The sequence below is a fragment of the Vibrio sp. 10N.261.51.F12 genome (assembly GCF_041471725.1).
In the GTDB taxonomy this organism is placed as follows: Bacteria; Pseudomonadota; Gammaproteobacteria; order Enterobacterales; family Vibrionaceae; genus Vibrio.
Genome location: NZ_JBFROV010000016.1, coordinates 299476 through 311884, shown reverse-complemented (window position 1 = coordinate 311884; position 12409 = coordinate 299476). Strand labels below are relative to the sequence as shown.

Annotated in this window: 8 protein-coding genes; 2 read left to right on the top strand and 6 right to left on the bottom strand. The window is 41.1% G+C overall.

Features of this window, described 5'->3' with window-relative positions; translation table 11 throughout:
- Positions 1-234: 234 nt before the first annotated feature.
- On the top strand, positions 235-2166 hold the full coding sequence (locus AB4405_RS11665; RefSeq protein WP_372060887.1) for a DUF262 domain-containing protein: 1932 nt from the start codon (positions 235-237) through the stop codon (positions 2164-2166).
- Between the two features lie 197 nt (positions 2167-2363).
- Here AB4405_RS11665 and AB4405_RS11660 read toward each other — a convergent pair whose 3' ends face one another.
- From AB4405_RS11660 to AB4405_RS11640, 5 genes are read right to left on the bottom strand one after another with little or no spacing between them, the layout of a single operon-like run.
- Complete coding sequence (locus tag AB4405_RS11660) at positions 2364-3656, bottom strand: LlaJI family restriction endonuclease (protein WP_372060886.1); 1293 nt, start codon at positions 3654-3656, stop codon at positions 2364-2366.
- Positions 3643-5580 (bottom strand): McrB family protein, encoded by a 1938-nt coding sequence (locus tag AB4405_RS11655; RefSeq protein WP_372060885.1) that lies wholly within the window; start codon positions 5578-5580, stop codon positions 3643-3645. The genes AB4405_RS11660 and AB4405_RS11655 overlap by 14 nt, the downstream gene beginning before the upstream one ends.
- Before the next feature lie 53 nt (positions 5581-5633).
- A complete protein-coding gene (locus AB4405_RS11650; RefSeq protein ID WP_372060884.1) occupies positions 5634-6557 on the bottom strand; it encodes a hypothetical protein in 924 nt (307 codons plus the stop codon).
- Entirely contained in the window at positions 6554-8149 is a 1596-nt protein-coding gene (locus AB4405_RS11645) for an ATP-binding protein (protein WP_372060883.1), read from the bottom strand. Before AB4405_RS11645 ends, AB4405_RS11650 begins: the two co-directional genes overlap by 4 nt.
- Entirely contained in the window at positions 8146-9996 is a 1851-nt protein-coding gene (locus AB4405_RS11640; protein WP_372060882.1) for a DEAD/DEAH box helicase, read from the bottom strand. The genes AB4405_RS11645 and AB4405_RS11640 overlap by 4 nt, the downstream gene beginning before the upstream one ends.
- Before the next feature lie 116 nt (positions 9997-10112).
- Between AB4405_RS11640 and dcm the strand changes: the two genes are divergently transcribed.
- On the top strand, positions 10113-11435 hold the full coding sequence (gene dcm / locus AB4405_RS11635; protein ID WP_372060979.1) for a DNA (cytosine-5-)-methyltransferase: 1323 nt from the start codon (positions 10113-10115) through the stop codon (positions 11433-11435).
- A 34-nt stretch (positions 11436-11469) separates the two neighbouring features.
- Here the strand turns inward: dcm and AB4405_RS11630 are convergent, their stop codons facing one another.
- The gene (locus AB4405_RS11630) at positions 11470-12402 is read right to left on the bottom strand and encodes a hypothetical protein (RefSeq protein ID WP_372060881.1); all 933 of its coding nucleotides are present in this window, start codon (positions 12400-12402) and stop codon (positions 11470-11472) included.
- Positions 12403-12409 lie beyond the last annotated feature (7 nt).

Here is a 12409-nt window from a genome sequence, read left to right as displayed (position 1 = left end):
GGCATTCCCCCCAACAATCCCCTCTATTCCATAATCATCTATAAATTCATTTCTTATATCGAATAATTACTTTATATAGAATGCCATACCCTATAAAGTGTAGGGTATGACACCTTGGTATAAGTGTACCTGCCCAGACTTTAGAAAATAAATCATTTAAAACAGCAGCTTACAACAAAAACATCATCAGTGTGAAATAATTCACATATCAACTTTAGTGTACGAATATAAACAATGAAATTACAAAGCCTAAGCGACATCTGTGAAAGACGCATCTTACGTATCCCCGACTACCAACGTGGCTATGCATGGTCAAATCATCAACTTATCGACTTTTGGGAAGACATTATCCAACTCGATATCGACCGAGTCCACTACACTGGAGTCATAACTCTTGAACCTGTACCATCAAAATTATGGCGTAAATGGGAACAAGATGAGTGGATAATTGATGGAATGGGTTACCGTCCTTTTTACGTTGTAGATGGCCAGCAAAGGCTGACTACTTCAATGATCCTAATCCAGGCGATCATTGAATCCATAGATGGACAGACACAACTAAACTATCAATCAATACCTAATGTTCGCCAACGTTATGTACTTTGTAAGGCGGACGATGGACAACGAGAAAGCTTTGTGTTCGGTTATGAAAAAGATAATCCAAGTGATGAGTTCTTAAAAACGAGTATCTTTGGTGAGCACTCTCATAGCAACCAATTTCAAGAGACCCTTTACACTCAAAACTTATTAAATGCCAAAACATACTTTAAAGAATGTTTAGCAAAGCTAGATCATCAAGAAATCGCGGCTGTTTTCAAAAAATTGACACAATGCTTGAAATTTAATCTATATGAAATTGATGACGAAATTGATGTATTCGTCACCTTCGAAACAATGAATAACCGAGGTAAGCCATTAACTAGCTTAGAGTTACTTAAGAACCGCCTAATATATTTATCAACCCTATTTCATGGGCATGACGGGAGAGAGGTGCTACGAAGCAAAATTAACAGTGCTTGGAAAACAATGTATGAATACCTTGGTAAGAATGCAGACAACCCACTAGATGAAAACATTTTTTTACGGAACCACTGGACGATGTACTTTAAGTATACTCGGAACAAGGGTGATGATTACATCAACTACCTGCTCAATGAAAAATTTACCGCTAAGAATGTTACTCATCCGTCAAAGCCTATACAGCAAATCAGCATTGATGAAATCAGTGATTACGTAGAGAGCTTACAAGAATCTATTAGGCACTGGTTCTATATTCATAATCCTTATTTCTATTTGCCGAATTATAACGACGAAAACAACAAGTGCCTACTTGACCGCCTACAACGTTCTAGTTTTCGTGCGTTTAAACCGCTTCTTCTTGCTGCTTATGTTTCGAGGCAGCCTCTAAATAGTATTAATAAATTACTCTCAGCGGCAGATCGTTACAATTTCACTTTATTTTCATTATGTCATCGCCGTGCAAATACAGGTGACTCCGAGTTCTTTGGTATGGCTAGAGATCTACTTAAAGGAAACACATCCATCGAAATCGTTCTAAACAGTATCAATGAATGGGTTGATTATTACTATGAGCCTAGCCGATTCCATAGCTACATAGCTGAAAAATATGAACTAGGGCAACAAGGGTTCTTCCGCTGGGACGGGCTTCGTTACTTCTTGTATGAATACGATCAATGGCTAACTAAGCGAGGTAAACAATTTGTAAACAAACTCCATTGGTCAGACTTAAAAGCATCAAAAAGAGATACGATTACTATTGAGCATATCTATCCTCAGACAGCAAATGAAGAATACTGGGTAACGCGCTTCCCAGACCTGAATGAACAACAAACCATTATGGTCGCTAATTCATTAGGGAATCTAGTGCCATTAAGTCGTTCTAAAAATTCTAGTTTGCAAAACGATGGCTTTGATTTGAAAAAGAATAATGGCAACGGCGTTGGTTACTATAATGGCTCTGCTTCAGAAAATGAACTTGCTCAATTCAAAGAATGGACACCAGAAGCTATCCTTTCAAGGGGTTTAGAATTACTAAACTTTATGGAAGTAAGGTGGGATATCAAGCTCGGTACGGACCTATTCAAAATGCAGCTACTGCACTTAGATTCAGAGCTAAAAGAGCAATCAAACGCGCCGCTAAATTAATCTATGCTGATGCTGTTCTGGCAACTGCCTAGTTGCCTACTTGATGTTTTATATCTCAAGTAATCAATTACTACATGCTCCTTAGGATAAGGAGCATAACTAAACTCTGAATTTGGCATACTTGTTGAAAAGAGTATGCTATTGTAAATATCCAAATAAAGCAGAGCTAACTCTAGCAGTTAGACTAAAGAGCCACATTACGTGGCTCTTTTATTATGAATCCAAATAGTATCTGTCAACGTCGATAGTTTTTCATTATTGACATAAGCACTAAGTAAAGTTATTGGCGGCTGATAATGGCAATAGATAGCAGAATAGTCCTCTAAACAGTCCTCTTGAGATTCAATCGTAACACCGCTCTTAGCAACATGGGCCGCTTTCAGATTAGGTAGGCTCCCTGGAAAGATAAAGTGATTGGATACAGGCGTGTTTCCTCCTTCGATATCTCGAACTGCTTTTTGGTAAAAAAACTGTTTTACTAAATCTGACCACCCTGGGGCCGTTCTCGCAGAGCGCGCTTCGTAATATTTTGCATCTACCACAGCAAAACGGCGCTCACTTGGGTGCTTTAACACGGTATCGGTTCTTTGTCTTTTTTGAGCGACAGGGATGAAGTCATCATTTGCTGTTTGGTACACAGGGACTGGCAGTTTACTATTTATGGCATATTTACCAATCAAGCATGCATCAAGCATCGACTCCCAAAGGTTATGAAACTTACGAACACCAAAGAGTACGTTATTAGTGTTGATGCCCTTCTTGATACGCAAGTATTGAATCAGGCCTTTAATTAAGAACATATCTCGCTCTGAGTAACTCACTTGTAGCTCTCGTTGTAAATACGCTATTTGTACATTGACACAGCCTGATGGTTTTGGCATTAACTCGAGACGCTCATCAAAAAAGCTAGGCAGACCCAACCATAGCATTCCATAATCGTTGAATAGTTCTTTGATTACTTGAGCATGGATCTTGGCTGTTTCACAATTTGATATATACCGTGAACGAGATGTCGACAAATCGAAATACATAGGGCCACTTTTAGTCGGATAAGCCGTACTGCGAGCAATAGTTCTGGGCCAATTCACCTTGCCATTATTGGTTAAACGCTCTTTGACTCGACGAACATATAAGCTGTTCGCACGATAATCATTAAGCAACGAGACTGCTAACGAGAAAGCTCTACCGCCAATGACTTCCTCACCGCTTTCTTGCGCATAAATGCCACTATCTTTGCTTTGATAGTATTTTAAGAGAGCTTGAAGCAGAAGATGAGCCGCCGAAGCTTGTTCTGCTGTTCCTGCCTCATGATTTCTCGGCAAAAAAACAGCTAGGCCATCACAATAAGAAATAATGCCACAGAAGTGTATCTTCATCATATCCGGAGCAACAAGGCCTAGACTGCGCATTTCTCTGAGCAAAGATTCCGGAATAGTCTGATCATTGACCAATAGTCGATCAGACAAATAAAGAATATTACTCGTCCGCATCTTGCGCTGCCTCTGGCACCTCGGCGGCTACCCCCTTATCTTCAATAACCCTGTCGATTGCGGCACTGAATACTGGCAGACCACTATTGAAAGCCGCTGATAGCCCCCCAAACGTTTTGTAAGAAGAGCTAAATACTTTATGCTGGCCGATATGACGCAACACGTCATCCCAAAGGTACACAAATAGTTTGCCGTTTAGCGCGTCTTTTGCAGCGCTAGAATCACTAAGCTCTTTCGGGTTGAGGAAAAATGGGCCAATGAGCCGATCTTCAGCAATGCCTGTTTCCATCAACACATCGTTAATTGCTTTGGCTAGGTCAGGCCACTTAATAGCATATTTCCCGTTACCTGTAGCAACTTCAATTTCGGTTTGAGGTACTGCTGAGTTGCTGAAATCAATTTCTAAATACTCAAAGCCCCAGCGACGTTTAAACGCGGTATCTAAGGGCATTACGGCCTGATCACTGCTGTTCATTGTTGCTAGGATAGAGAGATTAGATGGTATTTCTAGCTGCTGTAACTCTGTTACTCCTGACGAGCGAAGTTGTTCATTGATATACAGGAGCATATCAGGGTCTGCAGCATCAATTTTGTAGGTGCTTTCCCCTGTGGTATTCCTATCCAGTAATTGAAATAGCTCACCGAACACCGCGGCAGCTGGTGCTCGGTTTATTTCTTCGATAACTAAACAGACGTGCGTACTTGGAGACTTTTTAGCTTTAACAAGCGCATTAGTAAATGGACCAGGACGGAACTGATAAGTAACAGTTGAGTTGCCGGCTGCATCTGTCTTCATCATCGGTTTTAATGCACCGATAAAGTCGTTGTATTGTGTGTCTGGGTGAAAAACAGTTACAACCTTTTTAACTCCTGTGAATTCTACGGTATGGATCTTATGACTCTTGCCAGTACCTGGCGCACCATAAAATATTTTATTAGCTCCGACTTTGAGCGTTGCCTCCCGCTTATCTGAGCGGATAGATGATCTCAATAGAAATACCGAGTTTTCACGGCAAATTTTTGTACGTGGCCAAAGGCCTGAAATCAGTATGGAAACAGCCTCCATATTTTGAGGGAGATCCAGTAACCCCTTTTTGACGAAGACATACTTGCCTAATGCTTCTGAATAATGGATTGGCGTTTCCAAATAGTTGTTATTGCCTACAACATTGGCTGCCTTTAATAGGAAAGCATTACTAATCGTGCCCCAATCAATCGTTTCTTCTGTTGACGCACCTTGAAACAATGAATCCAGCTTACCTTCCCACCCTAATGTAGATAAAATCTTAAATAAGAGTTCATCTCCTAATTCATCTTGAAATAAGTACGGAATACTAGGAAAGTACTTATTAAAGAGCATATCGAATGCTGCTGGTGATTGAGAAAAGCCGTAAATTAGCTGCCCTAGCATATCAGAGCTAACGTCTGGGACAGGCAAAGCCTTTAAAATGATAGACTTTACAAAATCATCGCTACCACGAAGCGTCGTATTTGTCCCAGTACCATTAATAATATCTTTTCCCTTCAGCCTTTTAGTCTTATCTCTAAAAACATCAAAAAAGTTCGCTTTACTATAAGTATCTAGGCTATCAGTTAAAGGGTTAGACGGTGAAGAACTATGAATAAGGTCCCTGATCTGTTGAGGAGATAGAGGCACTCTTAGTGAGTCGAATACCTCGATATACTTATTAACTAACGTCACTAATGGGTGTAACTTCAAAGCATATAGAAAATAGTGCGTAGGAATGTAGGAGTGGTTAGATCTAACATCTACCCGTGCAGAGTGGTCATATATTTTAATGTTTAGATCGATCGTTTCAAAAGCTTGTTTTGCTTCTTCATCAAACTTTATTTCATCAAATTGCCAACCTCTTGCTGGTTCATTGATGTACCAGTTACCAACCATTTCCAGTTTAGATAGCATACTTTTCCTAGCCTTAATAAAAAACACAGCCGCAATTAAGCAGCTGAAAACTGTTAGTCGTGCTTAATCCATAAGCTACGTGAAACTTCTTGGCGCAGATTTTCAATGAGCTTTTTATTCGTTTCTGAAAACTGCCCATTTTCAAACTCACCAAGGAAAAACAAGAACTCAGCCAAAGGTTTTGATTCGCTTCCTGATAAGTTTCTTACTAAAGGATGCTCGCTATTTAGCGTGATGTAGTGATCATCTTCGTAGCCAGGCTCCCAAAGCGAACCATCTGATGTTTTACCAATACGTACATCAATATCTTCAATAAGTGGTGCCATAACACGAATTTTTTGTAAGTGTTCACCACGGCCAGAGCAAAGAATTCGGAACTCTAATAGAGCATTGAATATGAAGGCCAAAGCATCACTGAAACCCGAACGATAGATGTTGTAGCGATCAGCGATGATATTACCGAACATGTCAGTATTATCTTGGCCGACATCAACGCAGCCTGAAATAACGTCAAACTCTCTTCGAACTTCTTTTGGCATGAAAATTCTTGCGTATTTTTTCCCCTGATGTTGCAAAGCCTCAGCAACTTTATCGCTAGAAAATTCAAAACCATCAAGCCCTAAGATATCTGCCATTTCATAGGCCATACGGGTTATCGCAGAACTTGGGGTTAAACGTTCTCGAAGCCAGTCTTTCAAAGCAAATGCCTGCTTTTTTAAGTCCCCTTTGGGTAAATCTTTTATCTCAACACTGAACGTTTCTTCAAAAGATTCACTCTGATTAAACACAATCGCACTTGCTGCGATTTGATACACATAATCCGTCACGACTTGATCAGATTCGTTAAAAATTCGGTTGAACAAGTCAATAGGTAAAGGGATTCTGTTTTGCCAAAAAATCAGTCCATCTACTCGACATTTCGTGTTTTTATCGTTCAAGTAACGTTTAAAATCCGATAAATCATATTGATAACTCACTCGTCTTCCTCCGCATCCGGTAATTCAATACTCAAGTAACGTAATGTCTGGCTTACCTTTTGACGAAACCCTTTTAATGTGTGTTGGTTTGCTTCAGAGAACTCACCATGCTCTGCGTTTGATAAGCTCCACAACAACATGTCCAAAGCCTTCATCGCTTCAACGTTATCTTTGCAAACGTTATACATTTTGTGAAAGTACGGATGAGACTTGCCTAACGTAACGCAAGTATTGCCTTCTTCATCACATGATGGTTCCCACAAATCATCACCAAGCAAGGAGTCTTCTTCATGGACACGAACCGTTTTATCGTCATAAACGCGGATGCCTTCTATCACGGTCGGCTTCATTTGATTCTGATTTCGAATAGTGACCGTGTCACCGTCAACTTTGATCTCTGAGTTTTTAGTGTGTTTCTTGTGCTTATCAATAGCCTTGTCTGCAGGGCCATGTGCACGCTTTGTATTCGCCGCAACCAATCGATTTTGGCCCTTAAGAAGCTCTTGTCTCCATGGTGCAATCAGTCGTTTGAGTTCCTCTCGGACCTCTACGGGGATAATGACTCGGCTTTTTCTAAAGTCGATACTAAATACATCATCTAGTTCATGGGTGAAATTAAGCTCGACTCTAAGGCGAGTGATCTTACTTTCTTTCTTATACATCCGATGAGGCCAGCCATCATGCCAGATAAGTCGGCCCTCACGATAAATATATAAACCTTGATTATCAAGGCTATAGCGAACGTAGTCTCTTTCATCTGCATCAAGGTCATTTTGAGATGGAATAACGCCACCTTTTACCGTAAAGGACAGGTTTTGCCCCTGATGCTCTACAGATACTGCTTTTTCTTTTAACACTCGAGAGCGAGCGCCCTCACCAGAGCGATTTAAATCCGAGCAAAGAGGATCCCATCCGATTAGTTTAACTGCTGGCGCATCACCAACCTTCATGGAAATGGTAACTTCTTCAGCCTTTAAGAATTTAAAAAATACGGCGCTAAGCTCCAAAGATAGCTCTTCACCAAGAGATCTTATTTGCTCTCGCATTTGTTTTTCACTGCCCGCCTTAACTAAACGGTCAATGTTCTCCCAAATGATCATTGTGCCACTGGTTTCTGAAAACTCAGACAGTGCTTCATAGTCGTCGTAATACTCATTGTTATCTGGGGTTTCAAGCTCCCAGCGATCAGAAGCAATAATCTTATCAATGTCCCATGCACGACCAGAACTAGCGCCATTTTGCTGTGATAACACCACCAATCGGCGACAAAATGCGGTTGAAGCTGTCTTTAGTCCCATACCAAACTTACCCAATGACTTAGGATTATTTCGCCTTGGTGAGCCGTACCGCATCGCACTTCTAAGCTGTTCTTCTGACATGCCATCACCGTTATCGGTAATGATCACTCTGAACTCTCCCATCATATATTGAAGTTCAACTTCAACTCGGGTTGCATTCGCTGCAATAGAGTTATCAATGATGTCAGCAAAAGCCGCTTCTTTGCTATAGCCTGTATCTCGTAAGCTCTCGACTAAACGAGCCGCAGACGGACGAAAGTCATCTTCTTCGAGTAAATCTATCTTTTGACTCATAATCCTAATGTTTCCAAGTAAGCAAGCATGATTTGCTTGTCTGTTTCTTTATCATCTGTAACTGAAACAACCCGTTCACTGAGCTGCTGTTTTAGCCGAATCCTTTCATCAATTTTTTCTTCGATAGTATTGGCATAGTACATGTAATACACATTCACGACCTTATCCTGGCCGTTTCTCCAGGCTCGAGCTGTTGCTTGTTCTTCAAGAGCAGGGTTCCATTGTCGGCAGTAGTGAATAACATTCGTTGCGGCCGTAATATTTAAGCCCATCCCCGCCGTTTTTGGGTGCAAAAGTAACACATCAAACCCTTTGGATGTGGAAAAACTATCTATTAATGGCTGTCGTTCCTCATTCGGCGTTCTGCCATCAATCACACCTGGCGTTAACCCAAATCTTTCTTTTACTGCGCCTTGGATGAGATCAATTGCCTTTTGGAAAGTCGCAAAAATAATCACCTTTTCATTTGCGTTGGCTATGTTATCAAGCTGAAGAGTGAGAAGTTCAAATTTCGCACTGTGTGTTCGAAGGCTTCTTACGTCTTTGCCAATCGACGGGTCGATTAGCGCTGGATGCGCCGTAAACTGCTGAAGTCTATTGATCAAAGGAAGAATTCCTCCGCCACCACTTTTAGCATCATTCTTCATATCTTCAATTATTGAGTCATAGCATGCCGCTTCCTTATCGCCCAGCGATACCGCTGTGTGGATATCTAATTTTTCAGGCAGTTGCTTCAATACGTCTTTTTTCAGTCGGCGTAACGTAATTTGGCGAAGACTACTTTCTAACTCTTCGAGATTTTTGTTTAACGTCTCTGATATGTCAGTGTGAACGTAAGTCTTTTTGAAGTTGCTTTGAGAGCCAAGGAAACTAGGAAAAACGAGATCACTTAAAGACCATGCATCCATTAGACTGTTCTCTACAGGGGTACCTGACATGGCGACTGTAACACCAACATCTAAACGCCTAGCAGAGAGAGAGCGACCTGAGTTTGGGTTCTTCAACATACTAGCTTCATCAAATAGCGCTAGGTCAAAGTGCACATCTTCAAACATAGTGATATCCGATGACATCGTCGTATAAGGGGTAATAATCACATTACTACCATCGAATGCCGACGCAATCCCTCTGCGCTGGTTTCCATAATGGAGATAAGGGGTAATGCTAGGAGCAAAAAAACCAAACTCACGTACCCAGTTATCTAATAACGGGTTGGGAACAACGATGAGAATTTTACTATTCGGTGCCTTTTCTAATACATCACAACATAAAGCGATAACTTGTGCCGTTTTCCCAAGTCCCATATCATCGGCCAAAATTGTGCCAAGTGAGTTTTCAACGCAAAAGCTTAGCCAGTTCACGCCAGCTTCTTGGTATGGGTACAGTGTGCGAACAAATAGTTTCTCGTGATGAGACTGCTCAGCTCGGTTTACTCTCAACCGCTCTATTAAATCGGTAGGTACTTCGGCAATCAGCCCCTCTTGAAAGAGAGCACGAAGCAGCTTTATCAGTTTAGGCAATGATGATGGACCAAAAGCCACATCCAAATGTTCAGCCACTCTTGAGCTAACAAAACACACTCGTGAGTTCTCTAAGATAAAGTAGCCACAACTAACTAACGCGGCAGTCTGTTGGGCATCTAGAGGCTGCCCTCTATACCTCAAAGTAAAAGTGGGCTCAGGTGAAAGTTCAAAGATAAATTGTATTTGAGCAGGACGTTTGGAAACAACGAAGTCGGTATTGTTACCGTCGGCTAAGGCCGTAAATTTCCCTAGCTTAAACACCAACTCTGGCGCGACTTTATTACCGTGTTGTTCGACAACACCATCGTTAATTGAGTAGTTCATTTACATATCCCATATATACCAGGTCAAAAACCGGATAACTCTTGCTTTTTACTATGTCTATATATACAGTTACGCCATTACCGGGGCAAAAACCGGATACTAAAATAAGTAATATGGTGCACAAATTGAATACATCAAACTATATCAAAGAGTTACGACAAAAACATGGACTAGGTCAACGTGAACTAGCAAATTTGATTGGTTTAGGGAAAGATGGCGAACGAACAATCCGAGGCTGGGAGGCTGGCGAACACACGCCTTCACCATTGAAGTGGGCAAAAATCGTAAACCTAGAAAGTGACTTGAAAGACTTTTATGCTAAAGCTCCCTTAAAGCAAGACAAGATAGAACACTCAAACTTTCGATTCATCGATCTTTTTGCTGGCATAGGTGGTATTCGGTATCCTTTCCAACAATTAGGTGGCCATTGTGTATTTACCTCAGAGTGGGACAAGTTTGCTCAAAGAACCTATTTGGCCAATTATGGTGAAATGCCAAAAGGCGATATTACAAAAATTTCAGCAAAAGACATCCCAGATCATGAGATTCTTCTAGGTGGTTTTCCATGCCAAGCCTTTTCTCAAGCTGGTTTAGGGCAGGGGTTTAGTGATACCCGCGGTACCATGTTCTTTGAAGTACAACGCATTCTTACCGAGAAGCGACCAAAAGCTTTTCTGCTTGAAAATGTAAAGCAGTTAAGAGGGCATGACAAAGGCCGCACACTTAAAATGATCTTGGATATCTTGCAAGGTAAGAATGAGCAGTTGCTCCCTGATGACATCCCGATGAGTGAGGAAGCTCGCCACGCTTTAGCTGTAAAACTAAATTATTGGGTTAATGTTCGCGTGTTGAGAGCTGGTGATTTTGGGGCCCCGCAAAATAGGGAACGAATTTTTATCATCGGTTTTGACAAAGACCAATACCCAGATGTTGACTTTGATAAGGCATTCGCTTGGCCAACACCACCAAAAACGCCGACACGAGTAGGGACTATCCTTCAAAAGGAACATGAGCTTAAAGCCGACTTTGAGGAACACAAGAAAGACCGTTTTACTATTTCAGATAGACTTTGGGAAGGACACCAAAAAAGGAAAGAAGGACACAAAACTAAAGGCAACGGATTTGGTTATTCATTGTTTAACGAAGACAGCGAGTACACCAATACCATTAGTGCCAGATACTATAAAGATGGTTCTGAGATCCTAATTGACCAAAGCCATTTGAATAAAAACCCTCGCAAGCTAACTCCTCGAGAGTGCGCTAGGTTACAAGGGTTCCCAAAAGAATTTAACGTAAATGCAGTATCTCAAAACCAAGTTTACCAGCAATTTGGTAACTCTGTCTGTATGAATGTGATCCATGCTGTTGCTGAGCAAATGGTGACAACGTTGAACAACGCAAAAGCGCTTCAACTCGCAGAAAAAAAGCAAACTAGCTAAGTAAAATAAGCCCCAATTGTTTGGGGCTTATTTTTTAGAACTTTAAAGTGCTTCTTCGTTGCAATTCAACATCAAGTAACTTTCGAATATCATCCCCTAGCCTAGACAGCGGTCGGAAAAATTCGGTACCGTTAATATTAAGCGGTGCCACATTACCTACTCGCCCGTAAAAGCTCATAACTTCGCGATATGTTGAAGTATCTCGATTATGCTGCCTTTCAGTCACAGCAACATCAGGAAGGTAAATAGCCAAGAAGCCGGCTTTTTTAAAGTTCCTGACTTTATGCTGAGAAATGAACTCTGCTGGCTCTTCAAAAAAGCCTACACCGACAAGATCGTTGGAAAAACCAGAAGCAAGCAACCTTTCTCGAGAGAATCCCGACTTAACAGAAAACCACAGATTATTAGGAAGCGACATAAGAACAAAGTCGCCATAGGATTTAGTATCATCTTGATTTGTCTGAAAGATATCTTCACTCTGAGATACAGTCCTTATTGCTCGCTTTAATAGCTCCTCTGATACCGAACCCAAAACAGAAACGCCACCTTGGGTTTCATTATTACGCGAAACCTCACGTAGATCTCTAGTCCATCGCTCCTCATGACGAGTTCGTAAATCGCGCTTAAAATCAGAGATATTACCAAAATCAACTTTCTCATCACGAAGAACGCTTAAAGCTTCTACTTGATGTGCTGCACCAGGGTGGATGTTTTTTAAAAACAGTGCTAACTGAGGAACTCTACTTAGGATCTTAAGCTTTATTCTTTTTCTAGACTCATTCGGGCTTATATGGTTATCACAAGAGTCACAATCATAATAAGAATGGCTGTGCAGATCAGACATTATTTGCTCATAAAGGGCTGAGACTTCTGCCCTGTCACCCAGCTGATTAACTGATGCTTCCAGCTCTGCTTGAGTTGGAAATGGACGGAGGCTATTAATCTCATCGAATTGCTGTTGATTCATACCATGT